Consider the following 19,480-nt stretch of genomic DNA (forward strand, 5'->3'; position numbering starts at 1 on the left):
GGTAAGTTACACCACTGTTACTTCCCGCCTCCGGAGTGTGCGGCGCGGAATCGTGCCCGAACGGGGCCGGTCAGACGACCGCGCCGTCGTCCGGGTCGTGGTCCTCCGGGTCGCCGGGGCGCAGCCGCCAGATCAGCGTGACGAAGCCGCCGAGGATGCCGGTGAAGCCGAGCAGGGTCACCACCGCGCGGTCCGCCGGCAGGAGCGACGGGAAGAGGAAGAGCACGAAACCGACCACGATCGCCAGCACGCCGGCCACGGCGTACTTCGAGACCGGAGGCAGCGGCGGCGGCGGGGGCGGGGTGTAACCCTCGTCGTCCGGGTCGTCGGGCAGGTCCGCCCCGAAGGTGTCCAGGCCGTCCAGCAGGGACGGCTCGTCGTGCCGTCGGCTGAGGGAGACGCCGGAGACGTCGGTGGCGGACTGGAGCGGACGCACCCCGGTCACGGTGGGCCCGGAGCCCTCCTCGGTGCGGCCGAGCGCGCCACCGGTCGTCTCGGGGGTGTCGTCCAACTCCTCGGCGGCCGGCCAGGGGGTGGGACCGGGGGTCGGTGCGCGGTGGAAGCCGGCCACGATCCGCGCCCACTCGGCCTCGACGTCGGGCTCGCCGGGACGGGTCTGCCCACTGATGCCCTCGTCGCTGAGCTGGCTGAGGTAGTCCCGGGCGGTGGTCAGGTGGGAGCGGTCGACGTAGAGCCGGTCGATCGGCCGGGGCGGCACGGTGGTCGTCCGGGTCACCGGGTTCAGGTCGGCGGAGGGCTGTAGGTACGCGGCGATGCCACCGGCGGCGAGCACGTCGAGCAGGTGCTCACCGACACGTGGATCCACGTCGCCGGCGACGGCGTACTCGCTCGCGTCGAGCCCGTTGTCCCGCCGTCCCCGGCGTGCCCCTCCCGCTGACACCGGCGTCCTCCTCCTCGCACCTGGCGGTGCAGGTCCTCCGGCGCCCCCGCCCGCACGCCGTGTCCTGAATCGTGACACGTCCGCCCCCGGTTCCGGGAGTGCGTTGTGGCGCGTTGCCGAAAGTCAACGACGCCACCGCAGGTCGAAGCCGTGGATTTTTGTCTGTTTGTGCGGGAGGTGCGAGCATGTCGCGCGCGGGGAAGGCAGGGCGGGGGAGGGCTGCCATCCGGTCCGCGGCGGACGGGCCGCCCGGTGTGCACCAGCCGTACCGGTGGGTTTCCGGGGCGCGCGTTGTGAGGCATGGCTTCCGGTTCGTAGGCTCAGGGCCGACAGTTCGTGGGCCCTCGGCCGACGCTCGGCGTTCGCCCCGGACGCTCCGGCGGTGCCGTCGCGGACCCCTGCGGGAAGGACACCGGTGCTGTACTGGCTGATGAAGTACGTCATCCTCGGTCCCTGGCTGAGGCTGATCTTCCGACCTCACGTCGAGGGCTTCGCGCACCTGCCCGCCACCGGGCCGGTGATCCTGGCCAGCAACCACCTCTCCTTCTCGGACTCGATCTTCCTCCCGCTGATCGTGCCCCGGCGGGTCACCTTCGTCGCCAAGGCCGAGTACTTCACCGGCAAGGGGATCAAGGGGCGGCTGACCCGGATGTTCTTCACCGGCACCGGCACCCTGCCGATCGACCGGTCCGGCGGCCGGGCCGCCCAGGCGGCCCTGGACGCACAGCTCGCGATACTCCGGTCCGGCGGCATCGCCGGCATCTACCCGGAGGGCACCCGATCCCCGGACGGCCGGCTCTACCGGGGCAAGACCGGCGTGGCCCGGCTGGCCCTGGAGAGCGGCGCCCCGGTGATGCCGGTGGTCATGGTCAACCTCGACGAGATCCAGCCGCCGGGCAAGCTCATCCCCAAGGTCGCCCAGGTGAAGATCCGCTTCGGCGCCCCGCTGGACTTCTCCCGGTACGCCGGTCTGGCCGGTGACCGCTTCGTCGAGCGCGCGATCACCGACGAGATCATGTACGAGCTGATGGAACTCTCCGGCCGCGAGTACGTCGACATCTACGCCCAGAAGCTCAAGAACCAACCCCCCACCCCCGCCCTGGTGCGTTGACCAGGAGGTTCGCGTCAGTCGGGAGCGCGCACGACGACGCGAACCTCCTGACCAGCCACGCGTAGCGGCCGCGCGTACCGGCCGCGTGCGGCGGCTGCGTGCGGGCGACCGCGCGTGGCGGCCGTGCATGGTGATCGCCTGGAGCAGGGGTCAGGAGGCGAGGGTGGGGGAGGCGGGGTAGGTGGACAGGGCCGGGTCGCCGAGGCGGAGCAGACCGGGGACGCGGTTGCGCAGGGCGAAGGCGCGTACCTCGCCCAGCACGGTCGCCGCGCCCGCCGGATCACCTGCCCGCTCCAGCTCCTTCGCCGAGAGCGCGAGCGCGAGCATCCGGTCGGTCGCCGACGGGATCCGCCCGTACAGCTCGGCGGCGGCGCCGTAGAGCTGACCGGCCCGGCCGTGGTCGCCGTCGCTGGCGGCCAGCGCCGCGGTGACGGTCTGCCGCGCGGCGTCGGTCCACGGGGTATGGTGCGGCGCCCGGTCCAGCATCCCGCGCACCCGCACGGCCGTGTCCCGTCCGCAGAGCACCGACGCGTACGCCGCCGATGCGATCCACTCGCCGCTGAGCAGCGCTGGCACCGCCGACCACGAGTCGTCCAGTTCGGTCAGCAGTTCCCCGGCCTCGCCGGTGCGCCCCTGCAACGCCCGGCAGAGCGCGCTGATGCCCAGCGTCGTCCAGTGCAGCCGCCGGAAGCCGCTGCGGCGGGCGGTGTCCAACGCGTCGCTGACGTCGTCGACCGGCCGGGGCGTCTCCGGACCCACCGCGGTCAGCACCGGCCCCGCTCCCGGCGGACGGCCGCTTCGGTCGCCGGGCAGTGGCCCCGACGCGGTCGGACGGCCGCCCTGCTCGCCCGGCACCGGCTCGTCGCGCAGGATCCGCAGGTACGCACGGAGCCCCCGGACCTGCATGTCCCACCGGCCGGTCGGGGTGTCCACGAAGGCGTCCGCGGCGGCCAGCAGCGCCCCGAACTCGCCCTCGAAGTACGCCCGCATCACCTCGCGGGAGTACCCCGTGGTCAGCCCGGGCGACCCGGACAGCTCCGCCGCCTCGTTTTGCAGCTTGTTGGAGCGGATCCAGTCGCCCTCCTCGCAGACCACGTAAGCGAGGTTCTGCATCGCCCGGGGCAGGGCGAGCAACTGCTGTTCCCGCGCGGTCTCGAAGGCCGCGTGCAACTCGTCCACCCCGGTCCGGTCACCGGCCTGGTAGCGCGCCGTGGCGGCGGTGATCTGCGCGCCCACCCGGGCCTCCACCAGCCCGAGCCGGTCGGCGATGCTGGCGGCGGTGCTGGCCGCCGCCACCGCCTCGGCGCTCTCGTTGTTGAGCATGTGCAGCCGCCCCAGCTCGGCGTAGGCGTCGGCCTTCTGCTCGCTGTCGGGCAGCTCCTCGAAGAGCTGCACCGCCCGGGCCAGCCGGACCAGGGCGGTGTCCCGGTCGGCCCGGATCCACGCCGAGCGGCCGAGCAGCGTCCACGCCCGGGCGGCACAACCGACGTCCCCGTACGTGAAGAGCCGTTCGGCCAGGTCGGTCAGGGTCTCGGTGCCGCCGGCGTCGAGGAACGCCGCGCCGTCCCGGAAGAACGAGATCTCCGCGCCGAGCAGCTCCAACCGGAGCCGGTCCACCGGGTCGGCGTCGTCGGCCAGACCGAGCGCGCGGGTCGTGTGGTGCGCCGCCGCGTCCAGGGCGTGCAGGGTGTACGCCCGCCGCGCCGCCCGGTGCAGCGCCTCGCGCGCGGTCGTGGCGTACCGGCGGGTGTCCAGTCCGAGGGTACGGGCGATCTCGTGCGCCGCCCAGCGGTGGTTGGCCAGCACCTCGGCCAGGTCGGTGTCCCGGCCCCGGGCGAGCGCGTCGATCCAGTCGGCGGTCCGTTCGTGCCGGGCGACCCGCTCGGTGCGGGGTAGCCGCTGGTAGCAGACGTCCCGGACCAGTACGTGCCGGAACTGGTACTCGGCCTGCCCGGCCATGGTGGACGCGGGCAGCTCGACGACGAAGTCCCGCTGCCCCAGTCGACGCAGGGCCCGCTCCACCATCTCGACCGGCTGCCCGAGCGCGGCGGCGACCGCACCCGGCCAGAACTGCGGGCCGACCACCGAGGCAGCCAGAAGCACGGCTCGGTCGGCCGCGTCGAGCAGGTCGACCCGGTTGGCGATCACCGCGTGCACGTTGTCCGGGATCGGCAGCCCGTCCTGCTTCTTCAGCAGCCAGCCCCGGCCCGACTGACGCAGGAAACCCTGCTCGATCAGCATCCGCACGTACTCGTGAGCGTAGAGCGGGTTGCCGTCGGCGACCTCGACCAGCGGGTTGATCAGGTCGGGGGAGAAGGCCGACTGGCCGAACAGGTGCGCGTACAGCGAGGTGATGCCGCTCGGCCGCAGCGGCGGCAGCGTGATGGTCAGCGAGCCGGAGATGGTGCCCGCCCAGGTCGGGTCCCGGTTGATCAGCTCGGGCCGGGCGGTGCAGAGCACCAGCAGCGGCACGTCCCGCGCGGACGCCCCGAGCAGCTCGACCAGGCGCAGCATCTTGTCGTCGGCCCAGTGCAGGTCCTCGAAGACCAGCACGGTGGGCCGGCGAGCGGCCAACGCCAGCAGGAACCGCCGCCAGGCGGACTGCGTCTCCTCGGCCGGCAGCGTCGGGCCGGGCAGGCCGACCAGCGGGCGTAGCGCGTCGACCAGCCGGTCCGCCTCGCCCGGGCCGACGAGGTCGGCCACGGCGGCGCGGAGCCGGGGCGCGGCGGCGGTGGCCGGATCGGTGTCGAGGATGCCGGCCTCGGACTTGACGATGTCGGCCAGCGCGGCGAAGGTGACGTTCTCGCCGAACGGCGGGCACCGCCCGGTCCGCCAGGTCAGCGACGCGTCCGTGTCGGCCCCGGTGTGCCGGTACAGTTCCCGCACCAGCCGGCTCTTGCCGATGCCGGCCCGGCCGAACACCGTCACCAGCTGTGGCATCCGCTCCCGGGTGGCCCGGTCCAGCGCGTTGACCAGCAGGCCCAGCTCGTGCTCGCGGTCGATCAGCGGGGTGCCGTCCGGCTCCCGGTCCGGCTGGCGCCGTTGGGCCGCGCCGAGCGCCAGCCACACCTCGGTCGGCGACGAGCGCCCCTTGAGGGTGACCGCCGGCTGCTGTTCGTACCGGACCGCGCCGCGGGTGAGCGCGTACGTCGCACCGCAGACCAGCACACCGCCGGGTGGTGCCACCGACTGCATGCGGGAGGCGGTGTTGACCACGTCACCGGCCACGATGGCCTGACCGCCGTGGTGCGCGGCGGCCACGTCCACCAGTGCCTCACCGGTGGCCACCCCGACCCGGAAACGCAGCCCGTCGGCGCCCACGGGAGCGAACCGGGCCAGCACCCGTTGCAGCTCGAGCCCGGCCCGGACGCAGCGCAGCGCGTCGGTCTCGGTCGCCACGGGGGCGCCGAACAGTGCCATCACCGCGTCCCCGATGTACTTCTCCACCACCCCGCCGTACTGGCCGATGACCCGGCGGGCGGCGGAGAAGAAGCCGGTCTGCAACCCCCGGACCAGTTCCGGGTCGGACTGTTCCACGTACGGGGTGAAGTCGATCAGGTCGACGAAGAGGACGCTCACCCGACGGCGGTCCTCCTGCGGAGCCGCGGTCGGGTTGGCGCCGCCGACCCGGACCACCGGGCGCGCGTCCCGCCCCGGCCGGGCCCGCCCGCAACCGGTGCAGAAAGCCGCGTCCGGGCCGAGCGGCCGGTCGCAGTGTTCGCAGGTGGGGGCCAGTTCCGCACCGCAGCCACCGCAGAAGCGGTCGTCGGGCGCAGTGGGTCGGCCGCACTGGACACAGTGGGCGGCGATGCCAACCTCCCGGGACGATCCGAGCCGAGTAGGCCGGCCGGACTGTCGAGCCGGCGCGGCGGTGACCGAAAGTGGCCGTCGACGGCCCGCGGGGGCCGTCGACCGTCAGTATCCCGGTAACAAGCTGCTGTCGGGTACCCGCCTGTTGGCTTACGGACAGTGTCTTTGTCGCGAGGAACGGCTACATTCAGTCAGCCCAGATTCGATCACACAGGGGGAGAGTTCCATGGTGTACGTCCGGCTGAACTCGGCATGGACCGACGGCGACGGCGTGAACCACGCTGCGGGGGACACCGTCGATGTGGACGCCGCGACCCTGGCCGAGCTCCAGGCCAGCGGCGTCGTCACCGAGGTTCCGAAGTCGGGCGGTGGTGACACCACCGACTGGGTCGGGCCGACCAGCACGAAGCCCTGACCGACGCGACCAACCGGTGTCCCGCGCGCCATCCGGCGCGCGGGACACCGTCGTCTTCAGCCCCGGTACGCCGACCGGCGGTCCATCCCATGCGGTCGCCCGGCTAACGGGCACCGGCGGACGGTGCCCGTCCCGGGTCAGCGGTCGGCCATGCCCGCCCGGCGGCGCAGTGCCGCCACGTCGGTCACCACGATGCGGCGCCCCTCGGTGCGCAGCCAGCCCCGGCTGGCGAACGAGCCGATCGCCTGGTTGACGCTCTGCCGGGAGCACCCGGCCATCTCCGCCAGCTGGGACTGGTTCAGCTCGATCGTGATCATCGGAGCCTGGCTCTCGCCGGCCAGCCGGACCAGCGTCTTGGCCACCCGGCCGGGCAGGTCGAGGAAGACGTGGTCGGCGTTCTGCTCGGTCAGCCGGCGGATCAGAGCGCCCAGTGAGCGCATCACCGCGTCGAGGATGCGCGGGTTGGAGTGCACCAGCTCCATGAAGGCCGGTCGGGACAGCGCCAGGGCGCTACAGTCCTCGATCGCCTCGGCGGAAAGCGAGCGGGTGGAAGCGTCGAGTAGGGACACCTCACCGAGCACGTCCGGTGGTCGGATCACCGACAGTACGGCCCGCTCCCCGGTCGGAGCGGTGCGGAACACCGCCACCGCGCCCCGACGCAACACGATGAGGGACTCGCCGGGGTCGTTCTCCACGAAGAGCAACTGCCCCTTGCGGTACGTGCGCGGCACCGCCGCCGCGATCACCCGTTGCCGGACCTCTGGCTCCAGGCCGGCGAACATCTCCACTCCCGTGAGCGCGTCGCCCGGCTCCGGCAGGCGCATTTCCACGGCCCAACCCCTCCCCGGTCAAGGACCACAACTCGCAGCCGGGTGAACCTGACAGCCCCCGGGTGGAGGTGAACTGACACCGGTTCGGCGTCCGGTAGCGGTACACATCAGATCATGACGCCCCGGTCGCTTGCTGTACACCCCTGAAAGCACTTCCGTGACAATCCTGAGCTGCGACGAATGCCATCGTGACGGGGCGGGTCCACCGTCGGGCGACGACCGCACGGGGGCGCGGTGGCGCGGGTCGCGGCACGGCCGCGACGGCCGGCGCGGGGGGCGGGACCACCCTCGCGCCGGCCCTCCGGCCGACCCGGACGGTCACCCACCCACCCGGCCACCGCTCGCACGCCGTCCCGCCGCCGGCCTCGGCCCCCGCGCCCGCCGTCCGGGCCGACGTCGCTCCTCGCCGCCCCGCTGGTCGGGCCGTCACCGGAGTACGCGAGGATGGTGGGGATGGTTTACCGCTACTTCTACGACTGTGAGTTCATCGAGGACGGCCGCACCATCGACCTCGTGTCGATCGGCGTCGTTGACGAGTACGGCCGCGAGTTCTACGCCGTCTCCACCGAGTTCGACGATTCCCGCGCGGTGCCCTGGGTGCGTCGTAACGTGCTCGACAAGCTGCCCTCGCCCGCCGACCGGGCCTGGCGCTCCCGCGAGCGCCTCCGCGAGGACCTGCTCGACTTCCTGGCCGAGCCGGTCCGTGGTCGGTCGGGCGAGCAGATCGAGCTCTGGGCGTGGTACGCCGCCTACGACCACGTGGCGCTGGCCCAGCTCTGGGGCTCGATGACCACCCTGCCCCGGGAGATCCCCCGGTTCACCAAGGAACTGCGGCAGCTCTGGGACGACCGGGGCCGTCCGTCGTTGCCGGCGGCCGAGGCGGCCCGGCACGACGCGCTGGTCGACGCCCGGCACAACCTGGCCCGGTGGCGGGCGATGACCGGCGGCTGACCCTCCCGCCGGCGGGAGCCGGGGTCACGTCCACCGGCAGGAGAATGCGGGCCGTGCGGTCGAGTCCGGCCTATGAGGTTTGGTCCGTTCCGTCCCGGGCACCGGTTTCGACGGCGAGCCGGCGCGGGGCGGGGACACCCGGCTCGGTGTGGAACCGACCCGAGGAGTGACCGCCATGAGTCGTGAGCCGACCACGGACGCCGACGCCCGGCGCCGGGTCACCGAACTCATCCGCGACGCGCGCGTCTGCATGCTCACCACGATCGGAGTCGACGGCCGGCAGGTCAGCCGTCCGATGGTGCTCCAGGTGACGGAATTCACCGGCGACCTGTGGTTCTTCGCCCGGTCGAACTCGGCCAAGGTCCGGCAGATCCGGGTCAACCCAGAGGTCAACGCGGCCTTCGGCGATCAACGCCGACACACCTGGATCTCCATCTCGGGCACCGCCCGGGAGGAGAACGACCGGGTCGACATCGAGCGGCTCTGGCACCCCGGGTTGGGGGTCTGGTTTCCGGAGGGGCCGGACACGCCCGGGCTGACCCTGATCAAGGTGCGGGCCAGTTCGGCCGAGTACTGGGATTCGCCGACCAGTGCGGTGGTCGAGCTGCTCGGGGCCGTCCGGGCGGCGGTGACCGGGCGGCCGCCCCGGACGGGCGACCACCGTGCGGTCAGTTACTGAACGGTGAACACTCCGGGGCGGCCGGTGGACTCTTCCGGGGCGCGCTGCCGGCGTGCGGGCCCGCCGACTACAGTGCGCATTGACGGCCCGCCCCGGGCCGGCAACGGCGCCGAGGTCTGATTTGACCCATATCCTGGGGCTTTGTTTGGGCTAACCGAGGCTCCAGGAGGATGAGCAGATCATGCGTATTGGCGTGCTCACCGGCGGTGGCGACTGCCCCGGTCTCAACGCGGTGATCCGGGCGGTGGTCCGCAAGGGTGTCGCTACCTACGGTCACGAGTTCGTGGGCTTCCGGGACGGCTGGAAGGGCCCGCTAGAGGGTCTGTCCCGACCGCTGGGCATCGCGGAGGTCCGGGGCATCCTGCCGCGCGGCGGCACCATCCTCGGTTCGTCCCGCACCAACCCATTCAAGATCGAGAACGGCGTCGAGAGGATCAAGGAGAACCTCGCCGCCCAGGGCGTGGATGCCCTGATCGCCATCGGCGGTGAGGACACCCTCGGGGTCGCCACCAAGCTGCACGAGCTGGACGTCAAGGTCATCGGCGTGCCGAAGACCATCGACAACGACCTCGGAGCCACCGACTACACCTTCGGCTTCGACACCGCCGTCAACATCGCCATGGAGGCGATCGACCGGCTGCACACCACCGCGGAGAGCCACCACCGGACGCTGGTCGTCGAGGTGATGGGGCGGCACGCCGGCTGGATCGCCCTGCACGCCGGCCTGGCCGGTGGCGCCAACGTGATCCTCCTGCCGGAGCGGCAGTTCGACGTCGAGCAGGTCGCCGGCTACGTCGAGAAGCGTTTCCAGCACCAGTACGCGCCGATCGTCGTCGTCGCCGAGGGCGCGCAGCCGCTCGACGGCCAGATGGTCCTGCACAACCAGGAGCTGGACGCCTTCGGTCACGTCCGGCTCGGCGGCATCGGCCAGTGGCTGGCCGAGCAGCTCGAGGCGAAGACCGGCAAGGAGGCCCGCACCGTGGTGCTCGGCCACATCCAGCGTGGCGGCACCCCGACCGCCTTCGACCGGGTGCTCGCCACCCGTCTCGGCCTGCACGCGATCGACGCGGCGCAGGAGGGCGACTGGGGCAAGATGGTCGCCATGCAGAGCACGGACATCGTCCGGGTGCCGCTCGCCGACGCCACCCGCGAGCTGAAGACCGTGCCGCTGGAGCGGTACGCCGAGGCCGAGGTCTTCTTCGGTAGCTGACCAGGAGCGGGGGCGACGGGCGTCCAGGCGTCCGTCGCCCCCGACCAGCCGGGCCGTCGCGATCCGACGGCGGTCGCGGGGCGGTGGGGAAAGGGGTACGGGGGAATGTCGGCTGAGGTGCACACGGTCGCGGTGATCGGCGCCGGGAAGATCGGTGAGCTGATGCTCTCCGGGCTGTTGCGCTCGGGCTGGCCGGCCGACCGGCTGCTGGCCACCGCGCGTCGCCCAGAACGTGCCGAGGAGATCGCCACCCGGTACGGCGTCCGGGTGGTCGACAACCTCACCGCGGTACGGGACGCGGAGGTGCTCGCGATCTCGGTCAAGCCGCAGGACGCGGGGGTGCTGCTCGACGAGATCGGCCCCAAGATCCCCGACGGGAAGCTGGTCATCTCGCTCTGCGCCGGCCTGCCCACCGGCTTCTTCAGCCGGCGGCTGCCCGCCGGCACCCCGGTCGTCCGGGTCATGACGAACACCCCGGCCCTGGTCGACCAGGCGATGACCGCGATCTCGGCCGGCACGCACGCCACCGGGGAGCACCTCGCCCTGGCCGAGGAGATGTTCAAGCCGCTGGGCGCGACGATCCGGGTGCCCGAGTCGCAGCAGGACGCGGTGACCGCCCTCTCCGGGTCCGGCCCGGCCTACTTCTACCTGCTGGTCGAGGCGATGGTCGACGCCGGGATCCTGCTCGGCCTGCCCCGCCAGGTGGCCCACGACCTGATCGTGCAGACCGCCATCGGTTCGGCGGTCATGCTGCGTGACTCCGGCGAACACCCGGTCAAGCTCCGCGAGGCGGTGACCTCGCCCGCCGGTACCACCATCTCCGCCGTACGCGAGCTGGAGAAGCACGGCGTACGCGCGGCGCTGCTCGCCGCCCTCGAGGCGGCCCGCGACCGGGCCCGGGAGCTGGCCGCCCAGGCCACCTGACCCCGCCCTCCCCATCCGGGCATTCTCCCCGGGCCGGCGCCGACTGCTCCACTGTGTCCGGCCGGCGGCTGGTATGCGCGCTGCTGTCGGCTGTGGTGCTGGTGTCGGCGTGATTGCCCGCTCTCGCCCGTGCCCACGCGTGGGGTGACAACCCGCCAATCCGGCAAGTCGGCGCGACCTGGCCCCCGGGGCGGACGGATGCCGGCTACCCTGCGGCGCAGCCTTGACCCGCCGGTCAGCGATCTTTCCGGAGATCGGGGGGTCGGGCCGCTGAACCGTTTCGCACCTTCCATCGTGGACATGGGTACGGACGTTCCGGTCCTGGAACGGATCATTTGCCCCATCCCAGGTCCGACATCGTCCACTGTGGACAGGATATCTATTGACTTAACGGCATCAATGTCGCATAAAGGTGTGACGGACTTCTTGCGGAGTCAGAATTCGACTTCTCCGACAGCGCCGGGCCGCAGCCGGGTGTCACCCGAGGCACTGTCGAGGGAGGTGGCAAGCCCGCTGGTGCCCCGAGAACCAGCGCCGACCAGTGCAACGCCCATGAGTTACGGGTCGACGAAAGGGATGCTTGTGACTGTCAACCGCCTCAGCGAGCCGGTGTACAACCTCTTCCGGATAGTCATTGGACTGCTGTTCACGACGCACGGGCTGTCCACGGTCTTCGGTATGTTCGAGGGCTTCATGAACACCGGGGAGCCCATCCCGGTCGGCCTCTGGCCGGACTGGTACGGCTCGCTGATCCAGGTCATCACGGGCCCGCTCGTCCTGATCGGGCTCTTCACCCGACCGGCCGCCGTGCTCGCTTCCGGTTCGATGGCCTTCGCCTACTTCATGGTGCACCAGCCGACGGGGCTGCTGCCGATGAACAACCGGGGCGAACCCGCCGTGCTGTTCTGCTGGGGGTTCCTGCTCATCGCGGTCCTGGGTCCGGGCCGCTGGGCCCTGGACCACCTGCTGAGCCGGCGGCGGGAGGGGGCGCGCGAGAAGGAGATGGTCAGGGCTTCCTGACCACGACGCCGTCGGACAGTGGACCGGTCACCCCGGTCCACCGTCCGAGATGGGGGACACGCTGACCCTCGCCCTGCCCCACCTGCGGCCCGGCCAGGAGGCCTACCTCTGCGGCCCGCCCGCGATGAACGCCGGCTCCCGGCTGCGGCTACTCGCCGCCGGCGTGCCCGCCCACCGCATCCATCTCTCCGACCAGTTCACCGAAGGCGGCGTCTGACCGCCCGCTGCCCTCGCGGGCCAACCGTCAATCTTGGACAGTTACCGTTCTGACACGACGGTAACTGTCCAAGATTGACAGAGCGCAGAGGGCTGGCGTGGCGCGCGGTCCTCCGTATCCAGCGGTCACGCCGGGGCGCACCGTCCCGCGCCGGCCGGGAGGGCCGGTTTCGTCGTGGCGCGGGGAGGTGTCACCCGCCAGCGGGGCCGCGGCGGGCCGCGGCGTGCCGCGGCGGTCCGTTGCCCCGGCGTTCGCCGCCGGGGTTGTCGAATGTCCGATGTCGTTCAGGTTGACGACGATCTACGCGCAGGGGTTCGGTATCGAAAAATCTCGACGTTAACCGCTGACTGCTCTTCCGGGCGGGGGTCATTAAGTGATATCTATCTCTTGCTGATCTTTCTCCTAGCCCCCGGGAGTGTGCGACGTGCGGAGATTCCGTCTGGCAACCCTCGCCCTGAGCCTGACAGCGGCTCTCGGCGCCACCCTCGTCACGGCCCTTCCCGCCCAGGCGGCGGCCACCGACCGCTACGTCGCCCTCGGTGACTCGTACGCCTCCGGCGTCGGCGCCGGCAGCTACACGAGCGAGAGCGGCTCCTGCAAGCGCAGCACCAACGCCTACCCGGCGTTGTACAACGCCAACGTCAGGCCGGCCTCCTACCGCTCGGTCGCCTGCTCGGGCGCCACCACCACGAGCGTCATCAACACCCAGCTCTCGGCGCTCAGCTCGACCACCACGCTGGTCAGCGTCCAGGTCGGCGGCAACGACGTCGGCTTCGCCAACATCATGACCGCCTGCGTGCTCTACGGCACGACCGAGTGCGTGGCGTCGGTGGACGCCGCCATGGTCAAGGCTCGCAACGACCTGCCCCGCCTGCTGGACAACGTCTACAACGGCATCAAGAGCCGCTCGCCCTCGGCCCGCGTGGTGGTCGTCGGCTACCCGGTCTTCTACCAGATCAACACCCCCTGCGTCGGGCTCAGCGACACCTCCCGAGCGAAGATCAACGAGGGCATCAACCTGGTGGACGACATCACCCGCAGCCGGGCCACCGCGCACGGGTTCCGCTTCGCCGACGTGCGCAGCGCCTTCGTCGGCCACCAGCTCTGCAGCTACGGCGAGAAGTGGCTGCACGCGTTGAACTTCCTCGACCTCGGTGTCTCGTACCACCCGACGGCGGCCGGCCAGACCGGCGGCAACTACCCGGTCTTCCGCTCCGTCGCGGGCTGAACCGGAACCACCTGATCCGGGCCCGCCGCGTACCGACGCGGCGGGCCCGACCTTGGTCGGCTCGCGTGTCTGCCGCATGACGGCACAAGTGCCGGAATCGGCGGAATCGGCGGTGCGGGCACGCCGCCACCGGACCTCGGGCGGCGGCTTGCCGTTGCCGACCCCTGACGTGCCTTGCCGGCTTCCGACGTGCCGCTATCGGGCTGCGGCATCCGCCGCCGGTCGGGCCGACTCCAGGTTGTCGGCCATCGTGGCGAGTACCCGTACCGTTTCCACGTACTGCTCGGTGGTGAGGCCGCGCATCAGCAGGTCGCGGGCCGCCTCGACCCGGGCGGCCACCTGCGTGTGGGCGGTCCGGCCGGCCTCGGTCAGGGTGAGCCGGCCGTCGTCGCCACGGGTCACCCAGCCGCGCGCGGCCAGGTCGTCCACGGTGGCGCCCCGGTCCGCGCCGAACGGCGCCAGGGCGTCCGCCACCTGTACGGACGTCTGTGGGCCCTCGTGCAGAAGGTGCAGGGTCTGCCAGTGCCGCCGGCCGAGCCGGTCCTCGGCGAGGGCGGCCTCGAACTGTGCCTCGATGAGGCCATGCAGGTGTCGTAGCCAGTAGCCGATGGGTCGGCTGGTCGCGGTCATGCTGCTCCCCGGGTCGCTCGCTGTCGTGGACGGTGCTCGCGTCCCACTGTGAACGCGCGTGCCATCGACCCGGTCGAGGCGAGGTGTAGGGCGAGAGCCAGGCCGCCGGTCGTTCAGTTCGTCGCCGGCAGGATCCGCTGGATCGCCGCGTGCAGCTCCGGGGCGTCCGGCTCCACCGTCGGGGCGAACCGGGCGGCCACCGTGCCGTCCGGCGCGACGAGGAACTTCTCGAAGTTCCAGCGGATGTCGCCGGTGCGGCCGTCGGCGTCGGCGGTCTGGGTGAGCAGCGCGTACAACGGGTGCCGCCCGGGGCCGTTGACCTCGACCTTCTCCGTCAGCGGGAAGGTGACCCCGTAGTTGACCTGGCAGAACTCGCCGATCTCGTCGGGACCGCCCGGCTCCTGCCCGCCGAACTGGTTGCACGGCACCCCGAGCACCACCAGCCCGCGTGCGGCGTAGGCGTCGTACAGCTTCTGCAGGCCGGCGTACTGCGGGGTGAGGCCGCACTGGGAGGCCACGTTCACCACCAGGAGGGCCCGCCCACGGTGGTCGGAGTGGTTGGCCGGACCGCCGGTGAGGGCGTCGATCCCGATGTCGAAGACGTTCATGGCGGTGAGGTTACCGGCGCGTACCGGTGGGTCGGCACCCGCCGGGCCGGTCGGCGCGGTGAACCCGGGGTGACGTCGAGCTGACGCCCGGGCCGCGACCGGGTGGGCGTGCCGGTCACGACGGGGGTGTCGGCCACCACGTGGGGGGCGTCGGCCGCCATGCGGGGGGTGCGTCGCGGCGACCAGCGCGACTGTCGGCGAAGAAATCGATACATGCACATCTTGACGAAGTGATGACGGCGTTAGTAGCGTCTCAACCACATTCTGGAAAGTTTCCTAACTGTTTAGGGAGACGCGCATGAGAAGATCACTCCGCCGGGCCCTCTGGGCCAGCGCCGTGGTCGCCGTGACCGTCGCCGCGGTCCCGATGACCTCGGCCTTCGGTGCCGGCAGCGTGACCACGAGCTTCACCAGGGTGCAGGACTGGGGCACCGGTCACGAGACGCGGGTGACCATCACCAACGGTTCGGACGCCACGGTCAGCACCTGGCGCATCGAGTTCGACCTTCCCGCGGGCACCAGCATCGGCAGCTCCTGGGACGCCGACGTCACCCGCAGCGGCGACCACTACGTCGCGGTCAAGAAGAGCTGGGCCGGCGGCATCGCGCCGGGCGGCACGTTCAGCTGGGGCTACAACGGCACCGGGGCGTACCGGGCCCCGCTGAACTGCACCATCAACGGTGCGCCGTGCGGCGGCGGCACCCCGCCCCCGACCACCACGCCGCCCACCACGGCCCCGCCGACCACCCCGCCCCCGACGACCCCGCCGCCGACCACGCCGCCGCCGACCGGCGACAAAAAGGTGGTCGGGTACTTCGCCCAGTGGGGCGTCTACGGCCGGAACTACCACGTCAAGAACATCCACACGAGCGGCTCGGCCGCCAAGATGACGCACATCATGTACGCCTTCGGCAACACCACCGGGGGTCGGTGCACGATCGGTGACAGCTACGCCGACTACGAGAAGGCGTACACCGCGGCGGACAGCGTGGACGGCGTGGCGGACACCTGGGACCAGCCGCTGCGCGGCAGCTTCAACCAGCTGCGCAAGCTGAAGCGGATGTACCCGCACCTGAAGGTGGTCTGGTCCTTCGGCGGTTGGACCTGGTCCGGCGGCTTCACCCAGGCCGCGCAGAACCCGGCCGCGTTCGCGGAGAGCTGCTACAACCTGGTCGAGGACCCGCGCTGGGCGGACGTCTTCGACGGCATCGACATCGACTGGGAGTACCCGAACGCCTGCGGCCTGACCTGTGACGCCAGCGGCCCGAACGCGTACAAGAACGTGGTTTCCGCGCTGCGGTCCCGGTTCGGCTCCTCGGCACTGGTCACCAGCGCGATCACCGCCGACGGCAGCAGCGGGGGCAAGATCGACGCCACCGACTACGCCGGGGCGGCGTCGAACCTCAACTGGTTCATGGTGATGACCTACGACTACTTCGGCGCGTTCAACGCCCAGGGCCCGACCGCCCCGCACTCGCCGCTGTACTCGTACCCCGGCATCCCGACGCAGGGCTTCAACTCCGACGCGGCGATCCAGAAACTCAAGAGCAAGGGCATCCCGGCCAGCAAACTGCTGCTCGGGGTCGGCTTCTACGGCCGGGGCTGGACGGGCGTCACCCAGGCGGCCCCGGGCGGCTCCGCCACCGGTCCCGCGCCGGGCACCTACGAGCAGGGCATCGAGGACTACAAGGTGCTCAAGACCCGCTGCCCGGCCAACGGCACCGTCGGCGGCACGGCGTACGCGTACTGCGGCAACAACTGGTGGAGCTACGACACCCCGGCCACCATTGGCGGCAAGATGACGTACGCGAAGAACCAGGGCCTCGGCGGCGCGTTCTTCTGGGAGCTCTCCGGCGACACCGGCAACGGTGAGCTGGTCGGTGCCATCCGGGGTGGCCTCGGCTGACGGTGGTACCGATGCCCCACCGGCGGCGGGGAGGAGCTTCTGCTCCTCCCCGCCTCTCGTGTCAGCGCGCCAACCACAGGGCGGGGACGTTCGGCGGTTCCCAGCCGGCGAGCGAGGTGTGCGCCTGCCGGCACTCGTACGTCCGTCCGGCGTAGCTGACCCGGGCGCCCACGGCGTAGGCGACCCCGACCTGCCAGGCGGGCGTCCCGCTCGGCGGTGGGGTGGTGGTCGGTGGCGGGGTGGTGGCCGGGGGAGTCGGGCTCGGGGTGGTCGGTGGCGGGGTGGTCGGAGGTGTCCCTCCGAAGGTCACGTCGGAGCAGGTGTAGAAGGCCTCCGGACTGTCCGAGCGCTGCCAGATCGAGTAGACCAGGTGCCGACCGGTGCGCTGTGGCAGCGCGGCGGTCATCCGGTACGCCCCGTCGCTCAGGGCCGGGTCGGTGGCGGTGTGGAACCGTTCCAGGTCCGCCCAGCGCAGCGGCTGGGTCGGGTCGTACCCGGGGCGGGTCAGGTACAGCTCGAAGGTGCCCCGGTGCGGGGCGGTGGCGCGGTAGGCGAAGGTCCACGTGCCGCCCGACGGCAGCGCGGTGGCCGGCCAGTCGGCCCGCGCCAGGTCGAACCCGCGGTACTTGTCGCGGTTCGCGCTGCACAGGCGGCCGTCCGGGATGAGCTGACGGTGGTTGCCGGCGGCGTTCGCGATGTTGACTTCGTGCCAGTCGTAGACCGCCTGGGTGCCGCCGGTGGCGATCGCCGCCTGGCAGGCCGCCGAGTCGGGGGACTCGGCCCCCTCCAGGAAGCAGGTGTACGTCCGGCTCATCGGGGACTGCATGCTGCCGTGTGCCCCGGCATGACCGACCGCGACCAGCGAGAGTGCGGCCCCGACCCCGCCGACGGCGACGACGGCGAGGGCTCTGCGTCGTTGGTTCATGAGAAGCTCCCAAGAATGGTAAGGAAACCTAACTGAAGTGTGTGCCCGATGGTGAACACGTGCAAGTGCGTCGATGTGGAAGACTCGCGGCCTGGTCGGCTCGACGCTGCGGGCGAGGAGGCTTTCGATGGCGGTGAGGCGGGGGACCGCGCAGAGGCGGGGCACGCTGATGGTGGCCCTGGCCGTGCTGACGCTCGCCCTGTCCGGGTGCGGATTCGGCGCGGACGAGCCGGCCGACGAGCCGGACCGCGCGCCCGCCGAGGAGGCGGCCACCCGGTCCCGGGAGCGGGTGCAGGCGTACCTCGACGCGATGGTGGCCAAGGACCTCGCCGCCGGCCGTAGCCAGTTCTGCGCCACCGCGCACCCGGCCTTCGACGCCGCCGCGACCGGCCCGAACGGTGACTTCGCCGACCACTTCACCGTCCCGGAGGCGACCGTCACCGACGTCCGTCCCGGCCCGCGTGGGCAGGAGGTGAGCGCCTCGGTGACGGTGTCCGTCGACGAGCGGGCGGCCACCCGGGGACTGCTGTTCACGGTGACCCGGAACGGCGCCGACTGGTGCATCGCCGAGGAGGCCCCCGGCGGGAACTCGCCGGCCCCGACGGCCTCCCCCCTGACTGCCGGGTAGGCCGCGGGCCACCTCCCAACCACCGATACCCGCCCCCCTCGGCGGCGATCGGTCACCCTCGTCGCCGTAGGCTTTCCGGCATGCGCCATGAGTGGCACCAGTTGAGCTACCCCTCCGTCGGTGGTCCCGGACTCCAGACCAGCCGCCCGACCGTCGACTCCGCCGAGGACGCCGCGCTCGGCCTGGACAACTGGCGGGACCTGCCCCGGGCCCAGACCCCGCCGTGGCCCGACCCGGCAGCGGTCGCCGAGGTCTGCGAGGTGCTCGACACCGTCCCCTCGGTCGTCGCCCCGTACGAGGTCGACCAACTCCGCCACCGGCTGGCGCTGGTCTGCGAGGGGCAGGCCTTCCTGCTCCAGGGCGGCGACTGCGCGGAGACCTTCGCCGACAACACCGAGAGCCACCTGCTCGCCAACGCCCGCACCCTGCTCCAGATGGCGATCGTGCTGACCTACGGCGCGTCCCTGCCGGTGGTCAAGGTCGCCCGGGTCGCCGGGCAGTACACCAAGCCCCGCTCGCTGCCGACCGACGCGCGGGGCCTGCCGGCCTACCGCGGCGACATGATCAACTCGCTGGAGGCGACGCCGGAGGCCCGGGTCGCCGACCCGCAGCGCATGATCCGGGCGTACGCGAACTCCGCCGCGGCGATGAACATGCTCCGGGCGTACCTGGCCGGCGGGCTGGCCGACCTGCATGCGGTGCACGACTGGAACAAGGACTTCGTCAAGCACTCCCCGGCCGGGGAGCGCTACGAGGCGATCGCCCGGGAGATCGACCGGGCGATGGCCTTCATCCGCGCCTGCGGGATGACCGACGAGGAGGCGCTGCGGACCGTCACGCTCTACTGCTCCCACGAGGCCCTCGCCCTCGAGTACGACCGGGCGCTGACCCGGGTTTCCGACAGCCGGGCGTACGGGCTCTCCGGGCACTTCCTCTGGATCGGCGAGCGGACCCGGCAGATCGACGGCGCGCACATCGACTTCATCTCCCGGATCGCCAACCCGGTCGGGGTGAAGCTCGGCCCCACCACCACCCCGGACGAGGCGCTCGAACTCTGCGAGAAGCTCAACCCGGAGAACGTGCCCGGCCGGCTCACCCTGATCAGCCGGATGGGCAACCACAAGGTGCGGGACGCGCTGCCGCCGATCGTCGCCAAGGTCGACGCGGCCGGGGCGAAGGTGGTCTGGCAGTGCGACCCGATGCACGGCAACACGCACGAGTCCTCCAACGGGTACAAGACCCGGCACTTCGACCGGATCGTCGACGAGGTGCTCGGCTACTTCGAGGTGCACCGGGGCCTGGGCACCCACCCGGGCGGGCTGCACGTCGAGCTGACCGGTGAGGACGTCACCGAATGCCTCGGCGGCGCGCAGAACATCGCCGACCTCGACCTGCCCGGCCGGTACGAGACCGCCTGCGATCCGCGACTGAACACCCAGCAGTCGCTGGAGCTGGCCTTCCTCGTCGCGGAGATGCTCCGTGGCTGA

18 protein-coding genes are annotated in these 19,480 nt (G+C 71.8%); 12 read left to right on the forward strand and 6 right to left on the reverse strand.

Annotated elements, in window-relative coordinates; genetic code table 11:
* Positions 1-70 precede the first annotated feature (70 nt).
* Positions 71-901 (reverse strand): DUF308 domain-containing protein, encoded by an 831-nt coding sequence (locus GA0074692_RS01605; protein WP_091638718.1) that lies wholly within the window; start codon positions 899-901, stop codon positions 71-73.
* 415 nt (positions 902-1,316) lie between these two features.
* Here GA0074692_RS01605 and GA0074692_RS01610 point away from each other — a divergent pair, with 415 nt between their 5' ends.
* On the forward strand, positions 1,317-2,012 hold the full coding sequence (locus GA0074692_RS01610) for a lysophospholipid acyltransferase family protein (protein ID WP_091638719.1): 696 nt from the start codon (positions 1,317-1,319) through the stop codon (positions 2,010-2,012).
* Positions 2,013-2,162: 150 nt separating this feature from the next.
* Here GA0074692_RS01610 and GA0074692_RS01615 read toward each other — a convergent pair whose 3' ends face one another.
* On the reverse strand, positions 2,163-5,822 hold the full coding sequence (locus tag GA0074692_RS01615; protein ID WP_091638720.1) for an adenylate/guanylate cyclase domain-containing protein: 3,660 nt from the start codon (positions 5,820-5,822) through the stop codon (positions 2,163-2,165).
* A 226-nt stretch (positions 5,823-6,048) separates the two neighbouring features.
* On the opposite strand from GA0074692_RS01615, the gene GA0074692_RS01620 reads away from it, so the two are divergent.
* The gene (locus GA0074692_RS01620; RefSeq protein WP_091638721.1) at positions 6,049-6,237 is read left to right on the forward strand and encodes a hypothetical protein; all 189 of its coding nucleotides are present in this window, start codon (positions 6,049-6,051) and stop codon (positions 6,235-6,237) included.
* A gap of 137 nt (positions 6,238-6,374) precedes the next feature.
* Here GA0074692_RS01620 and GA0074692_RS01625 read toward each other — a convergent pair whose 3' ends face one another.
* Complete coding sequence (locus GA0074692_RS01625) at positions 6,375-7,067, reverse strand: Crp/Fnr family transcriptional regulator (protein ID WP_091638722.1); 693 nt, start codon at positions 7,065-7,067, stop codon at positions 6,375-6,377.
* Between the two features lie 453 nt (positions 7,068-7,520).
* On the opposite strand from GA0074692_RS01625, the gene GA0074692_RS01630 reads away from it, so the two are divergent.
* The 7 genes from GA0074692_RS01630 to GA0074692_RS01655 all read left to right on the forward strand — a co-directional run bounded on the left by GA0074692_RS01630 (position 7,521) and on the right by GA0074692_RS01655 (position 13,296).
* Positions 7,521-8,018 (forward strand): polyadenylate-specific 3'-exoribonuclease AS, encoded by a 498-nt coding sequence (locus GA0074692_RS01630; RefSeq protein ID WP_091638723.1) that lies wholly within the window; start codon positions 7,521-7,523, stop codon positions 8,016-8,018.
* A 175-nt stretch (positions 8,019-8,193) separates the two neighbouring features.
* Positions 8,194-8,697 (forward strand): pyridoxamine 5'-phosphate oxidase family protein, encoded by a 504-nt coding sequence (locus GA0074692_RS01635; protein ID WP_091652342.1) that lies wholly within the window; start codon positions 8,194-8,196, stop codon positions 8,695-8,697.
* A 181-nt stretch (positions 8,698-8,878) separates the two neighbouring features.
* Positions 8,879-9,907 carry a 6-phosphofructokinase gene (locus GA0074692_RS01640; RefSeq protein ID WP_091638724.1) on the forward strand — a complete coding sequence of 343 codons (1,029 nt, stop codon included), beginning with the start codon at positions 8,879-8,881 and terminating at the stop codon, positions 9,905-9,907.
* 105 nt (positions 9,908-10,012) lie between these two features.
* Positions 10,013-10,831: a pyrroline-5-carboxylate reductase gene (proC, locus tag GA0074692_RS01645; RefSeq protein WP_091638725.1), complete on the forward strand. Its 819-nt coding sequence runs from the start codon at positions 10,013-10,015 to the stop codon at positions 10,829-10,831.
* Between the two features lie 582 nt (positions 10,832-11,413).
* Positions 11,414-11,851, forward strand: a complete 438-nt coding sequence (locus GA0074692_RS01650) for a DoxX family protein (protein WP_091638726.1) — start codon at positions 11,414-11,416, stop codon at positions 11,849-11,851.
* Between the two features lie 49 nt (positions 11,852-11,900).
* The gene (locus tag GA0074692_RS33720; RefSeq protein ID WP_176738253.1) at positions 11,901-12,068 is read left to right on the forward strand and encodes a hypothetical protein; all 168 of its coding nucleotides are present in this window, start codon (positions 11,901-11,903) and stop codon (positions 12,066-12,068) included.
* A gap of 424 nt (positions 12,069-12,492) precedes the next feature.
* Positions 12,493-13,296 (forward strand): SGNH/GDSL hydrolase family protein, encoded by an 804-nt coding sequence (locus GA0074692_RS01655; RefSeq protein WP_091652346.1) that lies wholly within the window; start codon positions 12,493-12,495, stop codon positions 13,294-13,296.
* A gap of 195 nt (positions 13,297-13,491) precedes the next feature.
* Here the strand turns inward: GA0074692_RS01655 and GA0074692_RS01660 are convergent, their stop codons facing one another.
* Both GA0074692_RS01660 and GA0074692_RS01665 read right to left on the reverse strand, forming a co-directional pair.
* Complete coding sequence (locus GA0074692_RS01660; RefSeq protein ID WP_091638727.1) at positions 13,492-13,926, reverse strand: MarR family winged helix-turn-helix transcriptional regulator; 435 nt, start codon at positions 13,924-13,926, stop codon at positions 13,492-13,494.
* 113 nt (positions 13,927-14,039) lie between these two features.
* Entirely contained in the window at positions 14,040-14,534 is a 495-nt protein-coding gene (locus GA0074692_RS01665; RefSeq protein WP_091638728.1) for a glutathione peroxidase, read from the reverse strand.
* A 298-nt stretch (positions 14,535-14,832) separates the two neighbouring features.
* On the opposite strand from GA0074692_RS01665, the gene GA0074692_RS01670 reads away from it, so the two are divergent.
* A complete protein-coding gene (locus GA0074692_RS01670) occupies positions 14,833-16,440 on the forward strand; it encodes a glycosyl hydrolase family 18 protein (RefSeq protein ID WP_091638729.1) in 1,608 nt (535 codons plus the stop codon).
* A gap of 61 nt (positions 16,441-16,501) precedes the next feature.
* Here GA0074692_RS01670 and GA0074692_RS01675 read toward each other — a convergent pair whose 3' ends face one another.
* Complete coding sequence (locus tag GA0074692_RS01675) at positions 16,502-17,365, reverse strand: lytic polysaccharide monooxygenase (RefSeq protein ID WP_091638730.1); 864 nt, start codon at positions 17,363-17,365, stop codon at positions 16,502-16,504.
* A gap of 127 nt (positions 17,366-17,492) precedes the next feature.
* On the opposite strand from GA0074692_RS01675, the gene GA0074692_RS01680 reads away from it, so the two are divergent.
* Together GA0074692_RS01680 and GA0074692_RS01685 are read left to right on the forward strand one after the other, a co-directional pair.
* Positions 17,493-17,993, forward strand: coding sequence for an outer membrane protein assembly factor BamD (locus GA0074692_RS01680; RefSeq protein ID WP_091638731.1), 501 nt, complete (start codon positions 17,493-17,495; stop codon positions 17,991-17,993).
* A gap of 80 nt (positions 17,994-18,073) precedes the next feature.
* Positions 18,074-19,480, forward strand: a complete 1,407-nt coding sequence (locus GA0074692_RS01685; protein ID WP_091638732.1) for a class II 3-deoxy-7-phosphoheptulonate synthase — start codon at positions 18,074-18,076, stop codon at positions 19,478-19,480.

The organism is Micromonospora pallida (assembly GCF_900090325.1).
GTDB lineage: Bacteria > Actinomycetota > Actinomycetes > Mycobacteriales > Micromonosporaceae > Micromonospora > Micromonospora pallida.

What these genes read in the sequence shown, in the direction of transcription:
- GA0074692_RS01665 (WP_091638728.1), bottom strand. Translation starts at nt 14,534, where the DNA reads ATGAACGTCTTCGACATCGGGATCGACGCCCTCACCGGCGGTCCGGCC.
- GA0074692_RS01670 (WP_091638729.1), top strand. Translation starts at nt 14,833, where the DNA reads ATGAGAAGATCACTCCGCCGGGCCCTCTGGGCCAGCGCCGTGGTCGCC.
- GA0074692_RS01680 (WP_091638731.1), top strand. Translation starts at nt 17,493, where the DNA reads ATGGCGGTGAGGCGGGGGACCGCGCAGAGGCGGGGCACGCTGATGGTG.
- GA0074692_RS33720 (WP_176738253.1), top strand. Translation starts at nt 11,901, where the DNA reads ATGGGGGACACGCTGACCCTCGCCCTGCCCCACCTGCGGCCCGGCCAG.
- GA0074692_RS01640 (WP_091638724.1), top strand. Translation starts at nt 8,879, where the DNA reads ATGCGTATTGGCGTGCTCACCGGCGGTGGCGACTGCCCCGGTCTCAAC.
- proC (WP_091638725.1), top strand. Translation starts at nt 10,013, where the DNA reads ATGTCGGCTGAGGTGCACACGGTCGCGGTGATCGGCGCCGGGAAGATC.
- GA0074692_RS01635 (WP_091652342.1), top strand. Translation starts at nt 8,194, where the DNA reads ATGAGTCGTGAGCCGACCACGGACGCCGACGCCCGGCGCCGGGTCACC.
- GA0074692_RS01660 (WP_091638727.1), bottom strand. Translation starts at nt 13,926, where the DNA reads ATGACCGCGACCAGCCGACCCATCGGCTACTGGCTACGACACCTGCAT.
- GA0074692_RS01675 (WP_091638730.1), bottom strand. Translation starts at nt 17,365, where the DNA reads ATGAACCAACGACGCAGAGCCCTCGCCGTCGTCGCCGTCGGCGGGGTC.
- GA0074692_RS01685 (WP_091638732.1), top strand. Translation starts at nt 18,074, where the DNA reads ATGCGCCATGAGTGGCACCAGTTGAGCTACCCCTCCGTCGGTGGTCCC.
- GA0074692_RS01630 (WP_091638723.1), top strand. Translation starts at nt 7,521, where the DNA reads ATGGTTTACCGCTACTTCTACGACTGTGAGTTCATCGAGGACGGCCGC.
- GA0074692_RS01620 (WP_091638721.1), top strand. Translation starts at nt 6,049, where the DNA reads ATGGTGTACGTCCGGCTGAACTCGGCATGGACCGACGGCGACGGCGTG.